The sequence below is a fragment of the Dietzia sp. UCD-THP genome (assembly GCF_000349585.1).
Taxonomy (GTDB): Bacteria; Actinomycetota; Actinomycetes; order Mycobacteriales; family Mycobacteriaceae; genus Dietzia; species Dietzia natronolimnaea_A.
Genome location: NZ_AOSR01000064.1, coordinates 1 through 24,865, shown reverse-complemented (window position 1 = coordinate 24,865; position 24,865 = coordinate 1). Strand labels below are relative to the sequence as shown.

The 24,865-nt window shown below is 71.0% G+C and carries 22 protein-coding genes, 1 tRNA gene and 1 other RNA gene; 19 read left to right on the top strand and 5 right to left on the bottom strand.

The window, feature by feature from the left end:
• Nucleotides 1-4: 4 nt before the first annotated feature.
• The 3 genes from H483_RS26645 to ffs all read right to left on the bottom strand — a co-directional run bounded on the left by H483_RS26645 (nt 5) and on the right by ffs (nt 4,427).
• Nucleotides 5-2,497, bottom strand: coding sequence for a DNA polymerase III subunit gamma and tau (locus tag H483_RS26645; protein WP_017836346.1), 2,493 nt, complete (start codon nt 2,495-2,497; stop codon nt 5-7).
• 494 nt (nt 2,498-2,991) lie between these two features.
• Nucleotides 2,992-4,263: an aminotransferase class I/II-fold pyridoxal phosphate-dependent enzyme gene (locus H483_RS26640; RefSeq protein WP_017836345.1), complete on the bottom strand. Its 1,272-nt coding sequence runs from the start codon at nt 4,261-4,263 to the stop codon at nt 2,992-2,994.
• Between the two features lie 69 nt (nt 4,264-4,332).
• Nucleotides 4,333-4,427: signal recognition particle sRNA small type (gene ffs / locus H483_RS38505), an RNA gene on the bottom strand.
• Nucleotides 4,428-4,533: 106 nt separating this feature from the next.
• Between ffs and H483_RS26635 the strand changes: the two genes are divergently transcribed.
• From H483_RS26635 to nuoN, 16 genes are all read left to right on the top strand, one after another.
• A tRNA-Ser gene (locus H483_RS26635) sits at nt 4,534-4,621 on the top strand.
• Nucleotides 4,622-4,916: 295 nt separating this feature from the next.
• Complete coding sequence (locus H483_RS26630) at nt 4,917-5,336, top strand: hypothetical protein (protein ID WP_017836344.1); 420 nt, start codon at nt 4,917-4,919, stop codon at nt 5,334-5,336.
• A gap of 213 nt (nt 5,337-5,549) precedes the next feature.
• Complete coding sequence (locus tag H483_RS26625; protein WP_017836343.1) at nt 5,550-5,909, top strand: NADH-quinone oxidoreductase subunit A; 360 nt, start codon at nt 5,550-5,552, stop codon at nt 5,907-5,909.
• 25 nt (nt 5,910-5,934) lie between these two features.
• The gene (locus H483_RS26620) at nt 5,935-6,489 is read left to right on the top strand and encodes an NADH-quinone oxidoreductase subunit B family protein (RefSeq protein WP_017836342.1); all 555 of its coding nucleotides are present in this window, start codon (nt 5,935-5,937) and stop codon (nt 6,487-6,489) included.
• Nucleotides 6,486-7,289, top strand: a complete 804-nt coding sequence (locus H483_RS26615) for an NADH-quinone oxidoreductase subunit C (protein WP_017836341.1) — start codon at nt 6,486-6,488, stop codon at nt 7,287-7,289. The genes H483_RS26620 and H483_RS26615 overlap by 4 nt, the downstream gene beginning before the upstream one ends.
• Complete coding sequence (nuoD, locus tag H483_RS26610) at nt 7,289-8,593, top strand: NADH dehydrogenase (quinone) subunit D (RefSeq protein WP_017836340.1); 1,305 nt, start codon at nt 7,289-7,291, stop codon at nt 8,591-8,593. The genes H483_RS26615 and nuoD overlap by 1 nt, the downstream gene beginning before the upstream one ends.
• Nucleotides 8,590-9,342: an NADH-quinone oxidoreductase subunit NuoE gene (gene nuoE / locus H483_RS26605; RefSeq protein WP_017836339.1), complete on the top strand. Its 753-nt coding sequence runs from the start codon at nt 8,590-8,592 to the stop codon at nt 9,340-9,342. Before nuoD ends, nuoE begins: the two co-directional genes overlap by 4 nt.
• A gap of 1 nt (nt 9,343) precedes the next feature.
• Entirely contained in the window at nt 9,344-10,708 is a 1,365-nt protein-coding gene (gene nuoF, locus H483_RS26600) for an NADH-quinone oxidoreductase subunit NuoF (protein ID WP_017836338.1), read from the top strand.
• Nucleotides 10,705-13,293: an NADH-quinone oxidoreductase subunit G gene (locus H483_RS26595; protein WP_017836337.1), complete on the top strand. Its 2,589-nt coding sequence runs from the start codon at nt 10,705-10,707 to the stop codon at nt 13,291-13,293. Before nuoF ends, H483_RS26595 begins: the two co-directional genes overlap by 4 nt.
• Complete coding sequence (gene nuoH, locus H483_RS26590) at nt 13,194-14,657, top strand: NADH-quinone oxidoreductase subunit NuoH (RefSeq protein WP_371204116.1); 1,464 nt, start codon at nt 13,194-13,196, stop codon at nt 14,655-14,657. Before H483_RS26595 ends, nuoH begins: the two co-directional genes overlap by 100 nt.
• A gap of 1 nt (nt 14,658) precedes the next feature.
• Nucleotides 14,659-15,201: an NADH-quinone oxidoreductase subunit NuoI gene (gene nuoI / locus H483_RS26585; protein WP_031264709.1), complete on the top strand. Its 543-nt coding sequence runs from the start codon at nt 14,659-14,661 to the stop codon at nt 15,199-15,201.
• The gene (locus H483_RS26580) at nt 15,201-15,971 is read left to right on the top strand and encodes an NADH-quinone oxidoreductase subunit J (RefSeq protein ID WP_017836334.1); all 771 of its coding nucleotides are present in this window, start codon (nt 15,201-15,203) and stop codon (nt 15,969-15,971) included. Before nuoI ends, H483_RS26580 begins: the two co-directional genes overlap by 1 nt.
• Complete coding sequence (nuoK, locus tag H483_RS26575; RefSeq protein ID WP_017836333.1) at nt 15,968-16,267, top strand: NADH-quinone oxidoreductase subunit NuoK; 300 nt, start codon at nt 15,968-15,970, stop codon at nt 16,265-16,267. The genes H483_RS26580 and nuoK overlap by 4 nt, the downstream gene beginning before the upstream one ends.
• A gap of 10 nt (nt 16,268-16,277) precedes the next feature.
• Nucleotides 16,278-18,212: an NADH-quinone oxidoreductase subunit L gene (nuoL, locus tag H483_RS26570; RefSeq protein ID WP_031264708.1), complete on the top strand. Its 1,935-nt coding sequence runs from the start codon at nt 16,278-16,280 to the stop codon at nt 18,210-18,212.
• On the top strand, nt 18,209-19,783 hold the full coding sequence (locus H483_RS26565; protein ID WP_017836331.1) for an NADH-quinone oxidoreductase subunit M: 1,575 nt from the start codon (nt 18,209-18,211) through the stop codon (nt 19,781-19,783). The genes nuoL and H483_RS26565 overlap by 4 nt, the downstream gene beginning before the upstream one ends.
• Entirely contained in the window at nt 19,780-21,372 is a 1,593-nt protein-coding gene (gene nuoN, locus H483_RS26560) for an NADH-quinone oxidoreductase subunit NuoN (RefSeq protein WP_017836330.1), read from the top strand. The genes H483_RS26565 and nuoN overlap by 4 nt, the downstream gene beginning before the upstream one ends.
• An 81-nt stretch (nt 21,373-21,453) precedes the next feature.
• Here the strand turns inward: nuoN and H483_RS26555 are convergent, their stop codons facing one another.
• Entirely contained in the window at nt 21,454-21,807 is a 354-nt protein-coding gene (locus tag H483_RS26555; RefSeq protein ID WP_042329283.1) for a 4a-hydroxytetrahydrobiopterin dehydratase, read from the bottom strand.
• A gap of 117 nt (nt 21,808-21,924) precedes the next feature.
• On the opposite strand from H483_RS26555, the gene gluQRS reads away from it, so the two are divergent.
• The 3 genes from gluQRS (at nt 21,925) to H483_RS26540 (ending at nt 24,242) form a co-directional block, all read left to right on the top strand.
• Nucleotides 21,925-22,848 (top strand): tRNA glutamyl-Q(34) synthetase GluQRS, encoded by a 924-nt coding sequence (gene gluQRS, locus H483_RS26550; RefSeq protein ID WP_017836328.1) that lies wholly within the window; start codon nt 21,925-21,927, stop codon nt 22,846-22,848.
• A gap of 102 nt (nt 22,849-22,950) precedes the next feature.
• Entirely contained in the window at nt 22,951-23,865 is a 915-nt protein-coding gene (locus H483_RS26545; RefSeq protein WP_017836327.1) for a queuosine precursor transporter, read from the top strand.
• Nucleotides 23,862-24,242 carry a CHY zinc finger protein gene (locus tag H483_RS26540; protein WP_017836326.1) on the top strand — a complete coding sequence of 127 codons (381 nt, stop codon included), beginning with the start codon at nt 23,862-23,864 and terminating at the stop codon, nt 24,240-24,242. The genes H483_RS26545 and H483_RS26540 overlap by 4 nt, the downstream gene beginning before the upstream one ends.
• Nucleotides 24,243-24,258: 16 nt before the next feature.
• Here the strand turns inward: H483_RS26540 and H483_RS26535 are convergent, their stop codons facing one another.
• Entirely contained in the window at nt 24,259-24,768 is a 510-nt protein-coding gene (locus H483_RS26535) for a hypothetical protein (RefSeq protein WP_017836325.1), read from the bottom strand.
• Between the last annotated feature and the right edge of the window lie 97 nt (nt 24,769-24,865).

The window sequence follows — 24,865 nt, the reverse complement described above, 5'->3', positions numbered from 1 at the left end:
CCGCTCAGCGCTCGAGCGGTCGGGCCCCGAGATGCTCCCTGAGCAGCTGGAGCGCGATGTCCTCGCCGGTCCGGTGATCAAGGTTCTGGGGTCCGCTGCGGGCCTCGTCCACCATCTCCTCCTCGCTCACCGGGGGTGGCGGCGGGCCGTCGGGCTCCCCGGCCTCCGGCTCGGGCTCCTCCGGCGGCGGCGGGATGTCGTCGTACCCGCCCCCGGGCGCTCCACCGTCGCCGGCGCCTGCGAATCCCGCGCCCCGGCCGGAGTCTCCTCCACGCAGCCGGCGCTGCCACCCCTGGGGCTCGGCCTGCTGCGCTTTTCCGGGCGCCTCCGCCGGGGCGGCGCCGCGGCCGGGAGCGGCGGTCGGGGCACCGTCCGAGGACATGGCACCCGCTCCGCCCGAGGTGCAGCGGATCGTCCAGTCCCCACCCACCACCTCGGTGACCGAGTCGGTGATCGCGGTGGCGTTGTGCGGCTGGGCGAGTCGCTTGGCCAGCGGGGCGTAGTCGTGGACGAGATGAATGACCCGGCCCTCGACCCCCGCGACAGTCGCGCCGGCGAGCATCACCTCGACCGTGCGGGTCCTCCTCCGGACCGCGTCCCGGATAGCGGGCCACGCGCGGCGGATGTCCTCGGCCTCCATGCCGGGATCCGCGGCGGTCCCGGGTTCAGGCGCCGGGGCCTGCCCTGTCCCTGCGTCGGTCTGCGCTTGCGGCTGCTCCCGAGCGCCTTCGGGCTCGGCGGGCGGCTCTCGCCACGGATCCGCCACCGGTTCGGAGGCGGACGCGGACGCGGGCTCGGGCTCGGGCTCGGGCGCGGTTTCGGGGGCGGAGGCGGGCGCCGGCTCGGAACCCGAGGTGGGCGTGGGCGCGGGCTCGGGCTCGGGGGCGGCGGCGGGGGCGGACCCGGGTGCGTGGTGGGCCGAAGGCGAGCGGGGACCGTCGGGTGCCGACTGTGCGGGCTCCGGGCCGGGACCCGAGGTTTCGCCGGTCGGCCGCTGGTTCTCCGCCAGTTGCTGGGCGACGGACTCGGCGGGCACGGCCGCTCCGTCGGGAGTGGCCTGCACCGGTCGGGCTCCGGGCTCCTGCGGCCGCTCCTGCTCCTGCGGCTGCGGCTGCGGCTGCGGCTGCGGCTCAGGTTCCGGCGCGGATGACTCGGCGGGCTGGGCGGGCTGGGCCTGCGAACGGCGCACGAACTTCGGCCGCCCCTCCGGCTGAGTGGGTGGCTGCGGCCCGGGCGCGCCGCCCGATCCGACGCGCACCTCGTCGTCGTCAGGCAACGCCCCACCCGCTCCGGCCGGATTCCCCTCCCGGGCACGGACCCCGCCACTCGGGGCGGCGACCGATCGCGCTGTACCGGACTCCAGCGCCTCGACGCGCTGCAGCAGCGCGAGTACCGAGTCGTCGGCCGACGGCAGCAGCAGCTTGGCGCAGAGGATCTCCAGGAGCAGCCGGGGAGAGGTGGCGCCGCGCATCGACCCCATCCCCTCGTGCACCATGTCCGCACACCGGGCGAGGGTGGCGGGGCCGATGTTCTCGGCCTGGCGACGCATGGTGTCGGCCTGTTCGACCGGCGCGTCGACGAGGCCGCGCTCGATGGCCTGGGGGACCGACTGCACCATGATGAGATCTCGCAGGCGCTGCAGCAGATCCGCGGCGAACCTGCGGGGGTCGAGCCCGGCCTCGATGACCTTGTCGACGGTCCGGAACAGGGTGGCGCCGTCGGAGGCGGCGAGGGCGTCCACGGTGTCGTCGATCAGCGCGGCCTCGGTGGCTCCCAGCAGGCTCACCGCACGCGAATAGGTGATTCCCTCCTCGCCCGCACCGGCCATCAGTTGGTCCAGGACGCTCAACGTGTCCCGCGGCGACCCGCCGCCCGCGCGGATGACCAGGGGGAACACCGCGGGTTCGACTCGAACCCCCTCCTGCTCGCTGATCCGTTCGACCAGCCCACGCATCGACGACGGCGTGAGCAGGCGGAACGGGTAGTGGTGCGTCCGCGACCGGATCGTCGGCAGCACCTTCTCCGGCTCGGTGGTGGCGAAGATGAAGATGAGGTGCTCCGGCGGCTCCTCCACGATCTTGAGCAGCGCGTTGAAGCCCGCGTTGGTGACCATGTGCGCCTCGTCGATGATGAGCACCCGGTACCGCGACGACGCCGGCGCGAAGAACGCCCGCTCCCGCAGGTCGCGCGTGTCGTCCACACCACCGTGGCTGGCCGCGTCGAGCTCGGTGACGTCCAGTGTGCCCGTGCCCCCGGGCGCGAGGGCCACACAGGACTCGCATTCCCCGCAGGGTGTGGCGGTGGGCCCCTCCACGCAGTTCAGCGACCGGGCGAGGATGCGGGCGGACGAGGTCTTGCCACACCCGCGCGGCCCGGAGAAGAGATACGCGTGGTTGATCCGGCCGGAGGACAGGGCAACCGACAGCGGCTCGGTGACGTGTTCCTGGCCCACGACCTCGGCGAAGGAGGCGGGGCGGTACTTCCGGTAGAGGGCCACGGCTAGAGGGTACCCAGGGGGTACGACGACGAGGCGGGACCTTCTCACACCGCGGGACAACAGATGAAATGACCGGAGGGGCCGCGTCTCCGCGACCCCTCCTGACGTCCCTCGCGCGGCGGTGCGGGCCCCCTCAGACCCTCGCGGCGCGGTTCCGGACCGAGATCACAGCACCGGCCCCTCGCAGCCCCTCAGCCGCACTCCGGTGCCCGATCCCTTATGGGGTCCGGACCCGTCAAATACAACCACGCGGACCTGCGGTGATCAAGGACCAACTTGAATTGACTACTGCTCAACAGGGGCGATTTCGCCATTCCTGCACGTCAGAGCCCCTGTGCCCATACCCCAGGGCGAGCCCACCAGGTGAGAACGTGTTACAGATCACAACACGCGCGCTTGTGCTGGTGAGAGCCGCATCGGTGACACACCCGCACCGGCCCGAGTCGGCCCCATCTCAGTGATCGACGATTAACAAAGGGGCAGGAGGTGTTACATCACTTCTGCGCGTCGCGACACGCCGCGAGCAACGCACACAGGCCCACCACGTCCATCGCCGTCTCGACCTCCGCCAACGGCGGGAGCGTGGGTGCCAGACGGATGTGCCTGTCGTCGGGATCCTGCCCGTACGGATAGGCCGAACCCGCCGGGGTCAGCGCCACTCCGACCGCCTTGGCCAGGCGGACGGTCTCCGTGGCGGTCCCGTCCGGCACCTCGAGATCGATGAAGTATCCGCCCTCGGGACTGGTCCAGCGGGCCACGTCGTGGCCACCGAGCCTGCGGTCCAGCGCGGCGTCGGCCGCCTCGAACTTGGGGGCAACGATCTCCCGATGCTGCTGCATGTGGGCGCGCACCCCGTCGGCGTCGCCGAAGAACCGCGCGTGGGCAAGCTGATTGACCTTGTTCGGTCCGATCGACCGGACCCCCGTGTGCCCCAGGTACCACTCGAGGTTGGGCGCGGAGGCCGAGAGGAACGACACGCCCGCGCCGGCGAAGGTGATCTTTGAGGTCGAGCACACCTGCAGGAAGCGATCGGGGTGACCGGCCTCCGAGGCGATCGAGTCTACGTCGGGCACCTTGGGGAAATCCGGGGTCAGTGTGTGCACCACGTAGGCGTTGTCCCAGATCACCCGGAAGTCCGGGGCGGCCGTGACCATGCGCGCCAGCCGGGACACGGTGTGGTCGCTGTAGACGGCGCCGGTCGGGTTGGAGTAGATCGGTACACACCACATGCCCTTGATCGACGGGTCCGTCGCGACGAGGTGCTCCACCTCGTCCATGTCCGGGCCGTCCTCCCCCATCGCCACCGGGATCATCTCGATGCCGAGCGACTCGGTGATGGTGAAGTGCCGGTCGTATCCGGGCACCGGGCAGAGCCACCGGAGCGTCGGCTCGTCCTTCCACGGACGCTCGGAGTCGGGCGTGCCGAACAACATCGAGAACGCCAGCAGGTCGTACATGATCGACAGGCTCGCGTTGTCCTGCGCGATCACCCGGTCGACGCCCACCCCCAGGAGCTCGGCGATGATCCCACGGAGCTCCGGCAGTCCCGCTCCGCCGCCGTAGTTGCGGACGTCGGTGGACCCCGCGGTGTGGTCCCCCTCACCCGGCAGGGCCAGCAGCCGCTCGGAGAGATCCAACTGTTCAGGCGAGGGCTTACCCCGGGTCAGGTCGAGGGACAGGCCGCGCTCGGCGAGGGAGTCGTATTCGGAGGACAACTCCGATTCGAGTCGGGCCAGGTCGTCGGCGGAGAAATCGGACAGCGCCACAGTGGCCTCCGGGTGATCGACATCGTCGGTGGTCTCGGTACCTCGACGCAGGTGGTCCTGGCACCAGACGTAAAGGGACCCCGCGCACCCGCCAGAGCCCGCTGACCCTTGCTGCCTTCCGGCCCTGGGGGAGTTCACAGGATGGACGCCGCGCGGGGTCCGGGGACGAGTCTAGCCGTGCCTCCTCCGCCGCCGCGCGCCGCCCGGGACACAGCCCACGATTCCCGGATGGTTTGCCAGTGGTTGGCCGTGCTGGGTACTGTGATCCACGGAGGATTCGCCTAGTGGCCTATGGCGCTCGCCTGGAACGCGGGTTGGGGTTTATAGCCCCTCAGGGGTTCAAATCCCCTATCCTCCGCCGCAGACGCGGCCCGGCGCTCTCGAGCCCGGGCCGCGTCTCCCATTTCACGCGGGCCCCGTGGCGAGTGCGGCCGACGTGCGCGGTCTCTGACGGGGTGCGCGGCCCCTGATGTGCGCGGCCTCTCTGCCCTGCGCGGGCCCTTTGCCCGGGCTCGCACGGGTTACGCGGCGACTGTGGTCCATTCCGCCCGCGCACCCCGTCGGGCGCCTCCCGGGGTCCGCCCTTCGACGCTCGAGCCCCGCCGTACCCCGCCGGGCCCCGCCGCGAACGCCCCCTCGGTAGCATCTCGGATGTGACCGAGATCACCGCCCCCGACGTAGAACTCCGCGTGCTCGTCTACAGTCACGACGCCGGCGTCCGCGACCGCGTCGTGACCTCGCTCGGCACCCGCCCCCACCCCGACCTCCCCCGGTTGGACTACGTGGAGGTGGCCACTGCGGCGGTCGTCGTCGACACCATGGACGTGGGCGGCATCGACCTGGTGATCCTCGACGGCGAGGCCGCCCCCACCGGCGGCCTCGGACTGGCCAAGCAACTCCGCGACGAACTCGACCACACCCCGCCGATCCTCGTGCTGATCGGTCGCGCGGACGACCGGTGGCTCGCGGACTGGTCCCGGGCCGATGCATCGGTCCCCCACCCGATCGACCCCTTTCGTCTGCGGGAGACCGTCGTGTCACTCCTCACGACGAGCTCAGCCCGCCCCGCCTGAGCGGGCCCGCACACCGCCGAGAACCGGTCTGCCGAAACCCCAGACACGCGTCAAAGCAATGTGAGTAGAGTCACAGTCGAGGTCGGGACACCCGATCTGACAGGGAGACGGCGGGCCGTAACCCCACCACAGCCGGTCGCCGGCGATCCCATGCGGTTGCAGGAGAAGTGAACCCACAGGTGGCTTCTCGAGGAACGCGCGAGGAGTGACGCGATGAACGAGTACGTGCCCATCCTGGCCCTCGGTGCCGTCGCCGTCGCCTTTGCCGTCTTCTCCTCCCTGACGTCCTCGCTGGCCGGGCCGAGCCGGTTCAACAGGTCCAAGGTCGAGGCCTACGAGTGCGGCATCCAGCCCACCCCGCAGCCGGTCGGCGGCGGGCGGTTCCCGGTGAAGTACTACCTCACGGCGATGCTCTTCATCATCTTCGGCATCGAGATCCTGTTCCTCTACCCCTGGGCCGTCCACTTCGACAACCTCGGACTGTTCGGACTGGCCGCGATGGCCCTGTTCGTCGTCAACGTCTCCGTCGCCTACGCCTACGAGTGGCGTCGCGGCGGACTGAGCTGGGACTGACCGGGACCGAGGGGAGGAGACAGTCATGGGACTGGAAGAGAAACTGCCGAGCGGGTTCCTGCTGACCACGGTCGAGCAACTCGCCGGATACATGCGTAAAGGGTCACTCTGGCCCGCCACCTTCGGACTGGCCTGCTGCGCCATCGAGATGATGGCCACCAGCGGCGGCCGCTACGACCTGGCCCGGTTCGGCACCGAGGTGTTCCGCGCCTCGCCCCGCCAGGCGGACCTGATGATCGTCGCCGGCCGCGTCAGCCAGAAGATGGCCCCGGTCCTACGCCAGGTGTACGACCAGATGGCCGAACCCAAGTGGGTGCTGGCGATGGGCGTGTGCGCGTCCTCGGGCGGGATGTTCAACAACTACGCGATCGTCCAGGGCGTCGACCACGTCGTCCCCGTGGACATCTACCTCCCCGGCTGCCCCCCACGGCCTGAGATGCTCCTGCACGCGATCATCACCCTGCACGACAAGATCCAACACATGCCGCTCGGCGCCAACCGGGCCGAGGCCGTCCGCGCGGCCGAGCAGGCGGCGCTCGACCAGCGCCCGCTCATCCCCGTCGAGGGGATGTTCCGATGACGGACCGCCCCGACCGTCGCGACTCCGACGGTCCGCCGCCGGCGGACAGGGCGGACACCGCGGACACGGCGGACACGGCGGACACGGCGGACACGGCCACCGTCGGGGTCCGACACGGCATGTTCGGGGTCCGCGGTACCGGCGACACCTCCGGCTTCGGCGGCCTCGTGCGCCCCGTCGACATGCCGGGCGGCACCCGGCCCCCGGGCGAGGGGGACGACCGCGCACGGGATGACGGTGCACGGGATGACGACACGGGCGACGACGACGAGGTGGTCGCCACTCTCACCGCCGCCCTGGCATCGCGGGGCGGACCGACCTTCGACGAGGCGGTGGAGAACGTCGTCGTCCACCGAGGGCAGCTGACACTCCACGTGCGGCGCAGGCACCTGCCGACGGTCGCGCTGACGCTCCGGGACGACCCCGCACTCCGCTTCGAGATGTCACTCGGGGTGAGCGGGGTCCACTACCCCGACGCCGCGGGCCACGAGCTCCACGTGGTCTACCCGCTGCAGTCGATCACCCACAACCGCCGGCTGCTGCTGGAGGTCTCGGCCCCCGATTCCGACCCCCACATCCCGTCCCTGACCAGGATCTACCCCACCACGGACTGGCACGAGCGCGAGACCTACGACTTCTTCGGCATCCACTTCGACGGGCACCCGTCGCTCACCCGCATCCAGATGCCGGACGACTGGGAGGGCCACCCGCAACGCAAGGACTACCCGCTCGGCGGGATCCCCGTGCAGTACAAGGGCGCGACCATCCCGCCCCCGGACCAGCGGAGGGCCTACAGCTGATGGCCGACAGAACCGACCCGGACACCGTCCTCACCGCCGCCGGGCAGGACTGGGACGCGATCAGCGACGCGGCACGCAGCGCCGACGATGACCGCATCGTCGTCAACATGGGCCCCCAGCACCCGTCCACGCACGGGGTCCTACGGCTCATCCTCGAGATCGAGGGCGAGACCGTCACCCGGGCGAGCTGCGGGATCGGCTACCTGCACACCGGCATCGAGAAGAACCTCGAGTACCGCTACTGGACCCAGGGCGTCACCTTCGTCACCCGCATGGATTACCTCTCGCCGTTCTTCAACGAAGTCGCCTACTGCCTCGGGGTGGAGCGGTTGCTCGGGATCACCGATCAGGTGCCGGAGCGGGCCTCGGTCATCCGGGTGATGCTCATGGAGCTCAACCGCATCTCCTCACACATGGTCGCGCTCGCCACCGGTGCCCTCGAGCTCGGCGCCAGCACCCCCATGCTGTTCGGGTTCCGCGAGCGGGAGATGGTCCTGGACGTCTTCGAGATCATCACCGGCCTGCGCATGAACCACGCCTACGTCCGGCCCGGAGGGGTCGTCCAGGACCTCCCCGACGAGGCCGTGCCCAAGGTCCGCGAGCTCCTCGACGTGATGCCCGGGCGCCTCCGCGAGATGGAGCTCCTCCTGCGCCAGAACCCGATCTGGAAGATGCGCCTCGAGGGCATCGGGTACCTCGACCTCACCGGGTGCATCGCCCTCGGGGTGACCGGACCGGTGCTGCGCGCCAGCGGGCTCCCGCACGACGTGCGCCGGACCGATCCGTACTGCGGGTACGAGAACTACGAGTTCGACGTGGTGACGGGGTCGCACAGCGACTGCTACGACCGCTTCGCGATCCGTGTGGACGAGATGAAGGAGTCGCTGAAGATCGTCGAACAGTGCCTCGACCGGCTCCGGCCCGGCCCGGTGATGGTCGACGACCCCAAGATCGCGTGGCCCGCCCAGCTCAAGGTGGGCCCCGACGGCCTGGGCAACTCCCCCGACCACGTCCGCCACATCATGGACAGCTCCATGGAGGCGCTGATCCATCACTTCAAACTGGTCACCGAGGGGTTCGCGGTGCCGCCCGGCCAGGTGTACGTGCCGGTCGAGTCGCCCCGCGGCGAGCTGGGCGTGCACATGGTCTCGGACGGCGGCACCCGCCCGTACCGCGTCCACTACCGCGACCCGTCGTTCACCAACCTTCAGGCGGTGGCCGCGATGTGCGAGGGCGGGATGCTCGCCGACGTGATCGCCGCCGTCGCCAGCATCGACCCGGTGATGGGGGGTGTGGACCGATGAGCGACCAGCCGGTCTTCCTCCAGTTCGGTCAGAAGCCCGACGAACCCGGGGCGATCGTCCACCCTGGCGCGCGGCGGACCTACCCGGACGACGTCCGCGAGCGGTTGACCACCGATGCAGCCGCGATCGTCGCCCGCTACCCCCAGGCCAGGTCGGCGCTGCTCCCGCTGCTCCACCTGGTCCAGGCCGAGGACGGGCACATGACGCCGGCCGGCGTCGAGTTCTGCGCACGGGTGCTGGACCTCACCGCGGCCGAGGTGATGGCGGTGGCGACCTTCTACTCGATGTACCGCCGCACGCCGACGGGCGATTACCTGGTGGGGGTGTGCACCAACACGCTCTGCGCGGTGATGGGCGGCGACGAGATCCTCGCCTCCCTCGCCGAGCACCTGGACCTCGACGGCCCCGGCACCACCGAGGACGGCCGGATCACCCTGGAGCACATCGAGTGCAACGCCGCCTGCGACTACGCCCCAGTGGTGATGATCAACTGGGAGTTCTTCGACGACCAGACCCCCGCCTCGGCCCGACAGGTGGTCGACGACCTACGGGCCGGGCGGCCGGTGACCCCCACCCGCGGCGCCCCGCTGTGCACCTTCCGCGAGACCGCCCGCATCCTCGCGGGCTTCCCCGACACGCGCCCGGGCGCTAACGACGGCGCACCGGGCGGGCCCACCATGGCGGGCCTGCGGGCCGCGAGATCGGCCGGGATGCGGGCATCCGCCGACCCCACCGACGAGGAGGCCTGACATGCCGCTCGCGCCGTACCTCAGCCGCTACTGGGACGCCCCGGAGAGCTGGACCCTGGAGACCTATCTGGCCAACGACGGTTACACCGGGCTGCGCAACGCCCTGTCCACCGGCCCCGACGAGGTCATCTCCACCGTCCTCAACGCGGGGCTGCGCGGGCGCGGTGGGGCCGGGTTCCCCACCGGCCGCAAGTGGGGCTTCATCCCCCAGGCCCCCGGCTCCGGGAGTCCCGGCAGCCCTGACACACCCGGGGATCCCCGGGCCTCCGACCCCGCCGACAGACCCAAGTACCTGGTGGTCAACGCCGACGAGTCCGAGCCGGGGACCTGCAAGGACATGCCCCTCATGCTGGCCACCCCGCACGTGCTGATCGAGGGGATGGTGATCGCCGCGTACGCCATCCGCGCCTCCCACGCGTTCATCTACCTGCGCGGGGAGGTGGTGCCGGTCCTGCGGCGCCTGCAGACCGCGGTCGCCGAGGCGTACGAGGCCGGTTTCCTGGGCCGGGACATCCTGGGCAGCGGGTTCGACCTCGACATCGTGGTCCACGCGGGGGCGGGCGCCTACATCTGCGGAGAGGAGACCGCACTACTGGACTCCCTCGAGGGCCGGCGCGGACAGCCCCGGCTCCGACCGCCGTTCCCCGCCGTCGCGGGCCTCTACGCCTGTCCCACCGTGGTCAACAACGTCGAATCGATCGCGAGCGTTCCCTCCATCCTCCAGCACGGACCCGAGTGGTTCCGATCGATGGGCTCGGCCAAGTCCCCCGGCTTCACCCTGTACTCGCTGTCGGGCCACGTCACCCGGCCCGGGCAGTACGAGGCGCCGCTCGGCATCACCCTGCGAGAACTCCTGGAGCACGCCGGCGGGATCCGGGAGGGACACACGCTCAAGTTCTGGACCCCCGGCGGCTCCTCGACCCCCATCCTCACGGACGCCCAACTGGACATGCCCCTGGACTACGAGGGCTGCGCGGCCGAGGGATCCATGCTCGGCACCAAGGCGCTGCAGATCTTCGACGACACGACGTGCGTGGTGCGGGCCGTGCTGCGCTGGACGGAGTTCTACGCCCACGAGTCGTGCGGCAAGTGCACCCCCTGCCGCGAGGGCACGTTCTGGCTGGTCCAGATCATGCGCAGGCTCGAGGACGGGACCGCCACGGCAGACGACCTCGACCGAGTTCTCGACATCTCGGACAACATCGTCGGCAAATCGTTCTGCGCACTCGGCGACGCCGCCGGCGCCCCGATCATGTCCTCCATCGCGCTCTTCCGCGACGAGTACCTGGCCCACATCCCCGGCGGGTGCCCCTTCGATCACCGCCGCTCCACAGTCTTCGCCCCGGCCGAGGAGGTGGCCCGATGACCACGAATGACGCCGCACCCGACCGCCCGGGCGCCGCATCGGGCAGCACCGCCGACGACGCCGTGGCCAACAAGATCACCCCTCGTGCCGACGACACCGTGGCCGATCTGGCGCCCGAGGAGAACGACGACCTGGTCTCCCTCACCGTTGATGGCCGCCGGGTCTCCGTGCCCGCCGGCACGCTGGTGATCCGCGCCGCCGAACGGATCGGGGTGCAGGTCCCCCGGTTCTGCGACCACCCGCTGCTCGAACCGGCCGGCGCGTGCCGCCAGTGCATCGTCGAGGTCCAGGGCGCCCCCAAACCGGTGACCTCCTGCACCACCCCGGTCACCGAGGACATGGTGGTGCGCACCCAGTTCACCTCCGAGATCGCGGACAAGGCCCAACGCGGGGTCATGGAGCTTCTGCTGATCAACCACCCGCTGGACTGCCCGGTCTGCGACAAGGGCGGGGAGTGCCCGCTGCAGAACCAAGCGCTCTCCAGCGGCCACGGCCGCTCGCGCTTCACCGAGGTCAAACGCACGTTCCCCAAACCCATCGCCATCTCGTCCCAGGTCCTGCTCGACCGCGAGCGCTGCGTGATGTGCGCCCGGTGCACCCGGTTCTCGGACCAGATCGCGGGCGACCCGTTCATCGACCTGATGGAACGGGGATCGCAGCAGCAGGTGGGCGTCTACGGGGACGAGCCGTTCGAGTCGTACTTCTCCGGCAACACCGTCCAGATCTGCCCCGTCGGGGCGCTCACCGGTTCCGCGTACCGCTTCCGGGCGCGTCCGTTCGACCTGGTCTCGAGCCCCGGCGTCTGCGAGCACTGCGCAAGCGGCTGCGGGCAGCGGACCGATCATCGCCGCGGGAAGGTACTGCGCAGGCTCGCCGGGGACGATCCGGACGTCAACGAGGAGTGGAACTGCGACAAGGGCCGCTGGGCCTTCGCCTACGCCACGCAGTCCGACCGCCTCACCACCCCGATGATCCGCGGCCGGGACGGTGGCCTGGTGCCGGTCCCGTGGAGCACCGCCCTGGCCACCGCCGCCGCGGGACTGTCCGCCGCACGCGGCCGCACCGGTGTCCTGACCGGCGGCCGGCTGACCCGCGAAGACGCGTACGCCTACGCCAAGTTCGCCCGCGCGGTCCTGGGCACGAACGACGTCGACTTCCGCGCGCGCCACCACTCCGCCGAGGAGGCGGAGTTCCTCACCCGGCGCGTGGTCGGCCGTGGCCCGGGAGCACAGGGGTCGGTCACCTACGCCGATCTCGAGACCGCCCCGGTGGTCCTGCTGGTGGGATTCGACCCGGAGGAGGAGTCGCCGATCGTCTTCCTCCGCCTGCGCAGGGCCGCGCGGGACCTCGGGGGGCGGGTCTTCTCGGTGGCACCGTTCGCCTCCCCGTCGGTGCGCAAGACGCGCGCCACCCTCGTGCCGACGGTGCCGGGTGACGAGCCGGAGGTCCTCGCCGCGGTAGCCCGGGTGGCGGTGTCGACCGGGCCCGAGACGGCCGAGCTGCCCGCGCCGGCCGACGAGTTGCCCGCACTCCTCCGCTCTCCCGGCGCCGTGATCCTGGTCGGCGAGCGACTGGGCGCGGTCCCCGGGGGACTGTCGGCGGCGGAAGATCTCGCCGACGCGACCGGGGCACGCCTCGCGTGGGTGCCGCGGCGGGCGGGCGAGCGGGGGGCCCTCGAGGCGGGGTGTCTGCCCGGCCTGCTGCCCGGGGGTCAGCCCGTCTCCGACGAGGGTGCCCGCCGCGCACTGGCCGAACTGTGGCGCTCGGAGCCGCTACCGGACACACCCGGCCGGTCCACCGACGACCAGCTCCGCGCCGCCAGCTCGGGAGACCTGACCGCGCTGGTGGTGGGCGGGGTCGAGGCCGCAGACCTGGCGGACCCCCGTGCCTCGCTCGACGCGATCGACGCCGCCGAGTTCGTGGTGAGCATCGAGCTGCGCCGGAGCGAGATCAGCGACCGCGCCGACGTGGTCCTGCCGGTCGCGCCCGTGGCCGAGAAGGCCGGCACGTTCCTCACCTGGGAGGGCCGTGAGCGCCCCTTCGCCGCCGCGCTGACCCGCAGCGACGCCCTGCCCGACCACCGGGTCCTCAACGCCCTCGCCGAGGAGATGGGCGCCTGGTTCGGACTCCCCGATGTCGAGACCGTGCGCCGTGAGCTGGCGGCGGTGGAGGACGCCGCCGGGCCGCGGGCGTCGAGCGGCCGGGAGGGTACGACGACGAGGTCGGCTCCCCCGGACCGGGCCCGGACCCCCCGGCCCTCCCCCGGGCAGGCCGTCCTGGCCACCTGGCGGATGCTGCTCGACTCGGGTCGCCTGCAGGACGGCGAACCGCACCTGGCCGGAACCGCCCGCACCCCCGTCGCCAGGCTCTCCCCGACCACCGCCCAGGAGATCGACGTGTCGGACGGCGCACCTCTGACGGTCTCCACCGGGAGCGGATCGATCACCCTGCCCTGCGCGGTCACCGAGATGCCCGATCGCGTGGTGTGGCTGCCGCAGAACTCACCCGGGTCGGCCGTCAACGTCACGCTCGCCGCGGCCGCGGGGGACGTTGTCCGGATCGGCGCCGGGGAGGTGGCCCCGTGACGTCGGCCGCGCACCCGGACCTGTCCGCGTTCGGCATCGACCCGTGGTGGCTCGTGCTGCTCAAGGTGCTCGCGGTCTTCATGTTCCTCGTGGTCACGGTGCTGGCCGCGATCTACCTCGAGCGCAAGGTCATCGCCTGGATGCAGATGCGCGTGGGACCCAACAGGGTCGGACCGCTGGGCATGCTGCAGAGCCTGGCCGACGGCGTCAAGATCGCCCTCAAGGAGGGGCTGATCCCCGCCGGGGTCGACAAGCCGGTCTTCCTGCTGGCCCCGGTGATCGCCGTGATCCCCGCGTTCATGGCGTTCGCGGTGATCCCCTTCGGGCCCGAGGTCTCGATCTTCGGCCACCGGACGCCCCTGCAGCTCACCGACCTGAACGTGGGAGTCCTCTACATCCTGGCCGTCACGTCGATCGGGGTGTACGGGATCGTCTTGGCCGGCTGGTCCTCCGGTTCCACCTACCCGCTGCTCGGCGGGCTCCGCTCCACCGCTCAGGTGATCAGCTACGAGATCGCGATGGCACTGTCCTTCGTGGGTGTGTTCCTGTTCGCCGGGACCATGTCGACGTCGGGAATCGTCGCCGCCCAGGCCGAGATCTGGTTCGTGTTCCTCCTGGCGCCCTCGTTCCTCATCTACGTGATCTCCATGGTCGGCGAGACCAACCGCGCGCCCTTCGACCTGCCCGAGGCCGAGGGCGAACTGGTCGGGGGGTTCCACACCGAGTACTCGTCGCTGCGGTTCGCGATGTTCATGCTGGCCGAGTACGTCAACATGACCACCGTCTCGGCCCTCGCGGCCACCCTGTTCCTCGGCGGCTGGCAGGCCCCCCTGCCGTTCTCCCTGATCGACGGCGCGGACTCCGGGTGGTGGGCGCTGCTGTGGTTCGTGATCAAGGTATGGGGCTTCATGTTCCTGTTCATCTGGCTGCGAGCCACCCTGCCGAGGCTGCGCTACGACCAGTTCATGGGATTCGGATGGAAGGTGCTCATCCCCGTCTCCCTGGCGTGGGTGATGGCCGTGGCCAGCATCCGGGCCTTCTCGAACGCCGGGTACGACGGGGTGGCCATCGCCCTGGTGACCGTCGGCTCGATCGCGGCGGCCGTGATCGTGGTGGCCCTCCGCTCGCGGATCGGCACGCTGTCGGGACGCGGGGGGGCCGCGGCTACCCGTTCCGGCGGGTCGGGCGGTTCGGGCGGGTCCGGCGGTTCCGCCCACTCTGCCCACTCTGCCCCCGCTGCCGCGTCCTTCAACCCGGTGGCGGGCGGGTTCCCCGTCCCACCGCTGCCCCACCAGCGCGCGGAGTTGTCCCGGCGCACCGCAACGCCCCAGAGCACCTCGTCGGAGGAGGCCCGCAATGCCTAGGATCCCGAAGGTCCTCGAGCCGCTCGCCGGATTCGGTGTCACGTTCGCGACGATGTTCCGCAAGAAGCACACCGAGCAGTACCCGGAGGAGAAGGTCCCGACCGCTCCCCGCTACCACGGCCGCCACCAGCTCAACCGCTACGCCGACGGCCTCGAGAAGTGCATCGGCTGCGAACTCTGCGCGTGGGCCTGCCCGGCGGACGCGATCTTCGTGGAGGGCGCGGACAACACCGAGGACGAGCGCTACTCCCCCGGCGAGCGCTACGGGCGGATCTACCAAATCAACTACCTGCGCTGCATCGGGTGCGGGCTCTGCGTGGAGGCCTGCCCGACCCGCGCGCTGACCATGACCAACGAGTACGAGATGGTCGGCGACGACCGGGCCGGTCTCATCTACGAGAAGCAGGACCTCCTGGGACCGATGCTCGACGGGATGGTCCCCGCCCCCCACGACATGGCCCCGGGGACGACGCACGCCGACTACTACCGCGGTGACGTGCTGGGCACCGCGTCGAGTGGACCCGACGGCGGGAGCGGGTCGTGATGGCCGGGGAGTCGGTGTCCACCGGGGAATCGGTCCTGTTCTGGGTGCTCGCGGTCGTCGTCGTCGTCGGAGCGCTCGGAGTGGTCTCCGCCACCAAGGCGGTCTACTCCGCACTGTGCCTGGCCATGACGATGGTCGCCCTGGCCGTGCTGTACATGGCGCAGGGGGCGGTGTTCCTGGGCGTGGGCCAGATCGTCGTCTACACCGGCGCGGTGATGATGCTGTTCCTGTTCGTGGTGATGCTCATCGGGGTGGAGTCCTCGGAGTCCCTGGTGGAGCGGATCCGAGGCCACCGCGTGGCCGCGATCGTCGCCGGGCTCGGATTCGGGGTCCTCCTGGCGACCGGCCTCGCCCGCGCCCAGCTGCCCCCGTTCACCGGCTTCGGAGCCGACCACGACGACGTGCCCGCCCTGGCCGAACTGCTCTTCACCCGCCACGTGTGGGCGTTCGAACTCACCGGGGTGCTGCTGATCATCGCCACCCTGGGCGCCATGGTGCTGGCGCACCGCGAGCGGTTCTCCGGCCGACGCACCCAGCGCGAGATGTCCGAGCAGCGGTTCCTCGACTGGCAGCACGACGGCACCGCGCGGGTGACGCCGCCGCCCAGCCCCGGTGTCTACGCGCGCCGCAACTCCGCGGACTCCCCGGCCCGCCTGCCCGACGGCTCGGAGGCCACGGACTCGGTGAGCGAGGTGCTCCGACGGCACGGGTCCGACCGCGAGCTGGGCTCCGGCGACACGGCAGGGCCCGACGAGGGGGGACGACCGTGAACCCGGAGAACTACCTCTACCTCTCGGCCATCCTGTTCACGATCGGCGCGGCCGGGTTCCTGCTGCGACGCAACGCGATCGTGGTGTTCATGTGCATCGAACTCATGCTCAACGCCACCAACCTGGCCCTGGTGACGTTCGGCCGGATGCACGGAGACGTGGGCGGACACGTGTTCGCGTTCTTCGTCATGGTGGTGGCCGCGGCCGAGGTCGTGATCGGCCTGGCGATCATCATGGCCATCTACCGTTCCCGCCGGTCGGCCTCGATCGACGACGCCAGTCTGCTCAGGCATTGAGGACGCGCCGATGACTCCTGATGTGACGTTGTGGCTGATCCCGGGCCTGCCGCTGCTCGGCGTCACCCTCCTGCTGCTCCTGGGCCGCCGCAGCGACCCGTGGGGCCACCTGCTGGGCTGCGCCACCGCGCTCGCCGCGTTCTGTGCGGCCGTCTGGCAGTTCGCCGCCATGGCCGGCCGCGGCGCCGCCGACCGGACCCTGCAGCAGACGCTGTTCACCTGGATCTCGGTGGGCGACCTCGACGTGGACATGGGCCTGCGACTGGACCAGCTCTCCATGGTGTTCGTCCTGCTGATCACCGGCGTCGGCCTGCTCATCCACGTGTACTCGACCGGGTACATGGCCGCCGATCCCGCGCGCCGGAAATTCTTCGCCTACCTCAACCTGTTCCTGGCCGCGATGCTGCTGCTGGTGATGGCGGACGACTTCCTGGTCCTCTACCTGGGGTGGGAGGGCGTGGGCCTGGTCTCCTACCTGCTCATCGGGTTCTGGCAGCACAAGCCGTCCGCGGCCACGGCGGCCAAGAAGGCGTTCGTCGTCAACCGCGTGGGGGACATCGGGCTCGCCGTGGCACTGATGGTGATGGTGACCCAGCTGGGGACCCTGTCCTTCGACGGGGTCTTCGCCGCGATCGACGGCGGGACGGCCGCGGCGGGCGGTGCCGACGTCGCGCCCGGTGTCGGATCCGGCGTGGTCACCGCGCTCGGTCTGCTGTTGCTGCTGGGCGCCTGCGCCAAGTCCGCCCAGGTGCCGCTGCAGTCGTGGCTCGGGGACGCCATGGAAGGGCCTACCCCGGTCTCGGCGTTGATCCACGCCGCGACCATGGTCACCGCCGGCGTCTACCTCATCACCCGGGCCAACCCGATCTTCGACGCGGCCCCGGCGGCGCGGGCGGCGGTGATCGCCGTCGGCGCGGTGACGCTGCTGTTCGGGGCGGTGATCGGCTGCGCCAAGGACGACATCAAGAAGGTGCTCGCCGCCTCCACCATGAGCCAGGTGGGGTACATGGTCATGGCGGCCGGGTTCGGCCCCGCCGGGTACGCCCTGGCGATCATGCACCTGCTCACCCACGGCTTCTTCAAGGCCGGGCTCTTCCTCGGCGCGGGCTCGGTGATGCACGGGCTGGACGACGAGGTCGACATGCGCCGCTACGGCGCCCTGCGCGCGGTCATGCCGGTCACCTTTGTCACCTTCGGCCTGGGCTACCTCGCGATCATCGGCGTCCCGCCGTTCGCCGGCTTCTACTCCAAGGAGGGCATCATCTCCGCGGCGTTCGACGTCGGTGGAGGCGGGGTGGCCGGTTACCTGCTCGGGACGGTGGCACTCCTCGGAGCCGGCCTGACCGCGTTCTACATGACACGCGTGATGATCCTGACCTTCTTCGGCCGACGGCGCTGGCGGGACGGCGCGCATCCCCACGAGTCGCCGGTGTCCATGACGGCACCGATGATCGTCCTCGCGGTGGGGTCCGTGGCCTCCGGAGCCCTGCTCGCGATCGGCGGGCGGCTCGAGGACTGGCTGGCCCCGGTCGTGGGCGGGCACCACGTCGAGCACGTGGTGCCGGTCTGGCTGGTCACCACCGCCTCACTGGTGGTCGTGGCCGCCGGGATCGCGGTCGCGGTGCGGTTGTACGGCCGGGCCGAGATCCCGCTCGAGGCTCCCCCCGGCGCCTCCGCGCTCACCCGGGCCGCGCGCCGGGACCTGTACGCCGACGCCGTCAACGAGCGGGCCCTGATGCGGCCGGGTCAGGCCCTCGTCGCGGGCACCGCCGTGATCGACCGCAGGGTCGTGGGCGGGGCGACGGGCGGGATCGCGGCGGCGATCGGGGTCCTGTCCGCACGGGGGCGCTTGCTGCAGTCCGGGTTCACCCGCTCCTACGCGTTGTACATGCTCCTGGGTGCGGCCCTGATCATCGCCGCCATGTCGGCCGGGGGTGTGCTGTGAACGGGCTCGGTCTGCTCTCCGCGCTGTGGCTCACCCCCCTGGTCGGAGCTCTCGTCGTCGTCGCCCTCCCCACCGGCGCGCGACGCGCGGCCAGACCCCTCGCCCTGGCCACGTCGCTCCTCGTGCTGGGCGTGGCAGTCACGCTCGCGGTGGGGTTCGACCCCGGAGGCCAGCCCCACCAGTTCGTCGAGTCCCGCTCGTGGATCCCCGCCTTCGGCGCCAGCTACACGCTCGGGCTCGACGGGATAGCCCTGGTGTTGGTTCTGCTCACGGCCGCCCTCATGCCGCTGCTCCTGCTGGCCGGGTGGCACGATGTCGACCGCGGTGCCCACGGTCGCCGCGCGCAGGCCTACCCGGCGTTACTGCTGGCCACGCAGGGTCTGGCGTTGGTGGCGTTCACCAGCCTGGACGTGTTGCTGTTCTACGTCGCGTTCGAGGCCATGCTCATCCCGCTCTACTTCCTCATCGGTGGGTTCGGCCGCAGTGACTCCACCGGGGCCGACCGGGCGGCGGCGGCCGTGCGGTTCCTCATCTACAACCTGCTCGGCGGGCTCGTGATGCTGGTCGCGGTGATCGGGCTGTACGTGTTGACCGCCCGTGCCGGACTGGGGCCCGACAACGGATCGATCGGGGCGGGGTCGATAGGTGCCGGGACGTTCGACTACCGCCTCATCACCGCGGCCGTCGCGGACGGGCGGCTCGAGATCACGCCCGGCGTGGCGCTGCTGATGTTCGCCGCCTTCACCCTGGCCTTCGCGATCAAGGCGCCGCTGTGGCCGTTCCACACCTGGCTGCCCGGCGCGGCCGTGGCCGCCACCCCCGCGTCGGCGGTGTTGATGATGGCCGTCGTGGACAAGGTCGGCACGTTCGCGATGCTGCGCTACAGCCTGCCGCTGTTCCCGGACGCGGCCGCCACGGCGGCGCCGGTGCTCATCACGCTCGCGGTGGTCAGCATCGTCTACGGCGGCCTCATGGCCATCGCCCAGACCGACCTGCTCCGGCTGATCGCCTACGCCTCCATCTCCCACTTCGGGTTCATCATCCTGGGGATCTTCGCCAGAACCGAGCAGGCCGCCGCCGGATCCGCGCTCTACATGGTCAACCACGGCGTCGCCACGGCCGCGCTGTTCCTCGTCGCCGGATTCCTCGTGCACCGGCACCGCATCCGCGAGATCGGGTACTACGGCGGCGTGCAGCAGGTGGCGCCCGTGCTGGCCGGGACGTTCCTCATCGCCGGGCTGGCCACGCTGTCGCTCCCGGGGCTGGCCCCGTTCGTCAGCGAGTTCCTGGTGTTCGTCGGGACCTTGGGCCCGTACCCGGTGGCCGCGGTGGCCGCCACGAGCACCTTCGTGTTGGCGGCGATCTACATCCTGTGGACCTACCAAAGGGTGATGGGCGGACCGCCGGCGACCGGACTCGCGCGGACACCCGATCTGAGCCCCCGCGAAATCGTGGTGGTGATCCCGCTGGTGGTGGCGCTGATCGTGCTGGGCTTCTACCCGCAGCCCGCATTGGACGTGATCGAACCGGCGGTCGCCCACACCGTCGCCCTGGTGGGAGGACCCCGATGACCCCGGACATCGCGTACGGATCGCTCGCGCCACTTCTCATCGTGTTCGGGGCGGGGATAGTCGGCGTGCTGGTGGAGGCGTTCATCCCCGCCCGGCGCCGCTACGCCACGCAGATGGCCGTCTACCTGGGCGGTCTCGCCGTCGCCCTCGTCTCCGTACTCCTGCTGTCCGGGACGCGGATCGTCACAGCCGAGGGCGCGGTCGCGGTCGACGGGCCGGCGCTGTTCCTGCAGGGCGTCACGGTGGTCGTGGCCATCGCCGCCGGGCTGCTGATCGGCGAGCGCACCGTCATCCCCTCGGCCTCCCGAAGGAAGGTCCTCGCGGGCTTCGCACCCCAGGCCGCCGTGGCCCCCGGCGGCTCGGGGGAGCGCGACGCCGAGCGCGCGGGATTCACCCAGACCGAGGTCTTCCCACTCACGCTGTTCGCCACGGGCGGGCTCATGCTGTTCCCCGCGGCGAACGACCTGATCACCCTGTTCATCGCACTGGAGGTGCTCTCCCTGCCCCTGTACGTCCTGTGCGGGATGGCCCGGCGGCGACGGCTGCTCTCGCAGGAGGCGGCGGTCAAGTACTTCCTCCTGGGGGCGTTCTCCTCGGCGTTCTTCGTCTACGGCGTCGCCCTGGTGTACGGCTATGCGGGGACGGTGGACTTCCGCGGGATCGCGGAGGCGGTGGAAGCCGAGGGCGCGAGCTCGCTGATCCTCATCGGGGTGGCCATGATGTCGGTGGGCCTGCTGTTCAAGGTGGGTGCCGTGCCGTTCCACACCTGGACCCCCGACGTCTACCAGGGCGCACCCACCGCGATCACCGCGTTCATGGCCGCCGGCACCAAGGTCGCCGCGTTCGGCGCGATCCTGCGCTTCTTCCACACCGCGGTGCCCGGCCTCGAAGCGGACTGGGCGCCCGTGCTGTGGGTGATCGCGGCGCTGACGATGATCGTCGGGACGGTCGTGGGCGTCGCGCAGAACGACGTCAAGCGGCTTCTGGCCTACTCCTCCATCGCCCACGCCGGGTTCCTGCTCACCGGGGTGATCGCGGTCCAGTCCGCCGGGGCGTCCGCGATGCTCTTCTACCTCGCGGCGTACGCCGTCAGCACGGTGGGCGTGTTCGCCGTGGCCGGGCTGGTCCGGGACGCCGACGGTGCCGAGGTCAGCGACCTTCGATCCTGGGCCGGGCTCGGGCGGCGTCAGCCGCTGGTGGCCGGCGCGTTCGCGGTGCTGCTGCTGGCGCTGGCTGGGATCCCGCTGACCAGCGGGTTCATCGCCAAGTTCGCAGTCTTCTCGGCGGCCGTGGCCGGGGGCGCGGTGACCCTGGTGGTGATCGGTGTGCTCACCAGCGCGATCGCGGCCTCGTTCTACGTCCGCGTGATCGTGGTGATGTTCTTCCGCGACGCTGGCTCCGATGCCGACTCCGACGCGGGCTCGGGGGGCTCAGGCTCGGGCGGGTCGGGCGGTTCGGGGGTGGCGTTCGCCCACCAACCGGTGACCCTGGCCGTGGTCGGGATCGCCGCAGTGCTCACGCTGGTTCTGGGGATCGCACCGCAACCGCTTCTCGATCTCGTCGGGGCCGCCTCAGCATTCGCCTGGTGAGCCCCATACCTCGTCGAGAAGACTGTTCGGCACGCATCTGCCGAGAGCGAGTGTGCGGAACGCTCTTCTCGACGGGGTAGGTCAGTCCATGCCCAGCGGGGTGGCGTCGAACTCCCCGGACAGCGCCGAGACCGACCGGGCCAGCTTCAGGTCCCGCCGGGTCACCCCGTCGACGTCGTGACTGCGCAGGTCCAGGGTCACCTCGTCATAGCTCCACAGCAGATCCGGGTGATGATCCTGCGAGTTGGCGGCCTGCCCGATCGCGGCGACCAGGTTGATCGCCGCCTGCGGGGTCTCGCACACCGCGGTGTAGGTCAGCGACCCCTCGGAGAAGGCCCAACCGGGCAGGTCGACGAGTCCCTCGGCGATCTGCTCCTCGGTCAGACGGGTCCGGTCGTCGGCATCGGGGCGTGCGTTATCGGCGTCGGCGCTCATGTCCCCCAGTCTGGCACCTCCCGCCGCGCCCGGCACCTCCCGCCGCACCCGGCCCCTCCCGCCGCGCCCGGCCCCACCGCGCCTGACCCCGCCGACCACCCGGCCTACCCTGAAGTCGTGGACATCCCCGCCAGCATCCCCGCGCGCGGCGCCGGCCGGTACGCCCCCAGCCCCTCGGGCGACCTCCACCTGGGCAACCTGCGCACCGCGGTGGTGGCCTGGGTGCTGGCCCGGGAGTCGGGTCGCGCGTTCCGCATGCGCGTCGACGACCTCGACACCGCGCGCGCCCGCCCCGGCGTGGCCGAGCGGCAACTCGAGGACCTGGCGTCGATCGGGATCGACTGGGACGGCGAGGTCATGTGGGAATCCGCGCGCTCGGACGCCTACGCCGCCGCCGCCCGCCGCCTCACCGACCGCGACCTGGTCTACGAGTGCTACTGCTCGCGCCGCGAGATCGCCGAGGCGCCGCGCGCCCCGCACTCCCCGCCCGGCGCCTACCCCGGTACCTGCCGTGATCTCAGCGAGGCCGAACGCTCGACCCGCCGCGAGTTACTCGGTCCGGGTCGGGTGCCGGCCCTGAGGCTGCGCGCCGGCATCACCGAGCTCACCGTCGACGATCTGGTCCACGGGCCCTATACAGGTGTCGTGGACGATGTGGTGCTGCGCCGCGGCGACGGGGTGTGGGCGTACAACCTCGCCGTCGTCGTCGACGACGCCGACCAGGGCGTGGACCAGGTCGTGCGCGGCGAGGACCTCCTGCCCTCCACCCCCCGCCAGGTCTACCTGGCGGAGCTTCTCGGCCTGCCTCGACCGGAGTATGCCCACGTGCCGCTCGCGGTCAACGCCGCCGGTGGGCGCCTGGCCAAGCGGGACGGGGCGGTGACCCTGGCCGACCTGGCGCGGGAGGGGACGACGACGAGGGCGGCCGTCGCCCGGATCGTGGCCTCGCTCGGTGGACCACCCGGCGCGGACTCGATCGACGCCCTGCGAGGGGTGGTCACTCCCGGGTCGCTGCGGTCGGGCCCCTGGGTCGTCGCCTGAGCCTCCCTCCTCACCGCTCGGACCCCGGGTTCCCGCGCTGGTGGGCGTGGGGCGGCGGGTGAATTCGCGGGACGAGCTCGTCGGGGCGGATAATCGACGCCCGTGACCACTCCATCGCAACAGAATCCTGACCTCCACGGGCCTGGGCGGCCGGACGGGACCAGTCCCGAGCCGGCGCGCAGCACACCGGGCTCCACCGCTCGGACCGCCTCCGACCCATCCCCCACCCGGCCCGCACCCGACGCCCGGGACGACGGCACCGCGACCGACCGCGCGGTCTTCGCCACCGTCGCCAGCCCGTACTACGGCTACCTGATCGCCCTGTTCGTCGGCGTCATGCTCATCAGCAACGTCACCGGCACGAAGGGCGTCCTGCTCTTTCCCGGCCTGAGCTTCGAGCTAGGGTTCCTCAGCCTCGACGGGCTCGTCACCGACGGCGCCTTCCTGCTCTTCCCCCTGGCCTACGTGCTCGGCGACGTGATCAGCGAGGTGTACGGCTTCAAGGCGATGCGCCGCGTCGTCCTGTCCGGCTTCGCCGTGCTGGCGCTGGCCGCGCTGAGTTTCACGTTCACCGTCCACCTGCCGCCGGCCCCGTTCTACGAGAACCAGGAGGCGTTCGAGGCCGTCGCCGGCGTGATCCCGCAGTTCTTCCTGGCCGGCCTGGCCGGATACGTGGTGGGCGAGCTGCTCAACTCCTATGTCCTGGTGTGGATGAAGCGCCGCACCGGGGAGAAGACCCTGTGGGCCAGACTGCTGGGCTCGACCGTGGTGGGCCAGCTCGCGGACACCCTCGTCTTCTGCACCATCGCCGCCCCCGCCCTGGGCATGGTCCTCGGGTCGGGCGACTACTGGAACTACGTGGTGATCGGGTTCGTCTGGAAGACCCTCGTCGAGGCGGTCCTGCTGCCGGTGACGTACGTCGTGATCGCGTGGATCAAGAAGCGCGAGCCCAGCTATCAGACCGCCCTGGCCGGATCGACCGTGGCGCGATCGCCCCTGGCAGACTCGAGGGCATGACCTCCCACGACGAGGGCGCGGGTGGCGGCGGCTCGGGCGTCGGGCGCGACGGGAGCGGCGCATCGATACGGGTGCTCGGCGCCACCGTCGACGACCAGACCCGCTGCGTCCACTACCGCGGGCCCCTCGACGTGGTGGCGATCCGCTTCCACTGCTGCCGGGAGTTCTACCCGTGCTTCCGCTGCCACGCCGATGCCGCTGACCACGCGGTCTCGGCGTGGCCGCGGGCCGAGTTCGACGCCCCGGCGATCCTGTGCGGTGTCTGCCGGACCACGCTGTCGATCACCGAGTACCTGAACGCACACGGGTGCCCGGCCTGCAGGGCGCCGTTCAACCCGGGCTGCTCATTGCATCACTCGATCTACTTCGACGGCTGACTCTCTTACCCCGGGCTCAGTACTCCCCGTAGAACGTCTCGAGGAGTAGTGCAGACACGCGGCACGCGGCGGCGATCGAGTCCAGCCGCTGCTGGGTCGTGGCGTCGCCTGGAAGCTCGCGGTGGTACTCCCCCCGCGGCAGGAGTTCGAGCACCTCGCGCAGTCGCCCCACTTGGTGGCGATCGATCCCGTACTCGCCCGCGACCGTCAGGATCTCACGCATTACCTCACGCAGTGCCTCACCCTCTCCTGGGCTCAACCGGCCCTTGATCTCCCGGATACCCAGGTGGACCTCGATCGGGGGTTCATTCCCCTCGTCGTCAAACTCGAACTCGGCGAGCAACTCCGAATGGTCCGCGATGAGGTTGTAGAGCAAATCCGCGGCCACCTCGGGTCCCGGCCACACCCCCTCGTGGTCATCGAACGGGATCTCGGCCGCGCGTCCCATCAGTCGCTCCGCCGCGTCCTGCTCGCCGCTCCCCATCCGGTCTAGGGCTTTGACCAGGAGATTCTCGGCGGCCTGCATCGCCGCCTGACTGAAGGGTCCCAGAGGAGCTGTGGGCGCCATCGGATTGGTTCCGAAAGCGGTTCGCTGAGCGTATATTGTTAGGGACGTGCTTCGG

Bases quoted from the DNA above. Each gene is read 5' to 3' on its own strand.
- nuoF (WP_017836338.1), top strand. From the start codon at position 9,344: ATGCCGCTCGCGCCGTACCTCAGCCGCTACTGGGACGCCCCGGAGAGC.
- nuoN (WP_017836330.1), top strand. From the start codon at position 19,780: ATGACCCCGGACATCGCGTACGGATCGCTCGCGCCACTTCTCATCGTG.
- nuoL (WP_031264708.1), top strand. From the start codon at position 16,278: ATGACTCCTGATGTGACGTTGTGGCTGATCCCGGGCCTGCCGCTGCTC.
- nuoE (WP_017836339.1), top strand. From the start codon at position 8,590: ATGAGCGACCAGCCGGTCTTCCTCCAGTTCGGTCAGAAGCCCGACGAA.
- H483_RS26620 (WP_017836342.1), top strand. From the start codon at position 5,935: ATGGGACTGGAAGAGAAACTGCCGAGCGGGTTCCTGCTGACCACGGTC.
- H483_RS26555 (WP_042329283.1), bottom strand. From the start codon at position 21,807: ATGAGCGCCGACGCCGATAACGCACGCCCCGATGCCGACGACCGGACC.
- H483_RS26535 (WP_017836325.1), bottom strand. From the start codon at position 24,768: ATGCAGGCCGCCGAGAATCTCCTGGTCAAAGCCCTAGACCGGATGGGG.
- H483_RS26595 (WP_017836337.1), top strand. From the start codon at position 10,705: ATGACCACGAATGACGCCGCACCCGACCGCCCGGGCGCCGCATCGGGC.
- H483_RS26540 (WP_017836326.1), top strand. From the start codon at position 23,862: ATGACCTCCCACGACGAGGGCGCGGGTGGCGGCGGCTCGGGCGTCGGG.
- H483_RS26615 (WP_017836341.1), top strand. From the start codon at position 6,486: ATGACGGACCGCCCCGACCGTCGCGACTCCGACGGTCCGCCGCCGGCG.
- H483_RS26625 (WP_017836343.1), top strand. From the start codon at position 5,550: ATGAACGAGTACGTGCCCATCCTGGCCCTCGGTGCCGTCGCCGTCGCC.
- nuoD (WP_017836340.1), top strand. From the start codon at position 7,289: ATGGCCGACAGAACCGACCCGGACACCGTCCTCACCGCCGCCGGGCAG.
- H483_RS26580 (WP_017836334.1), top strand. From the start codon at position 15,201: ATGGCCGGGGAGTCGGTGTCCACCGGGGAATCGGTCCTGTTCTGGGTG.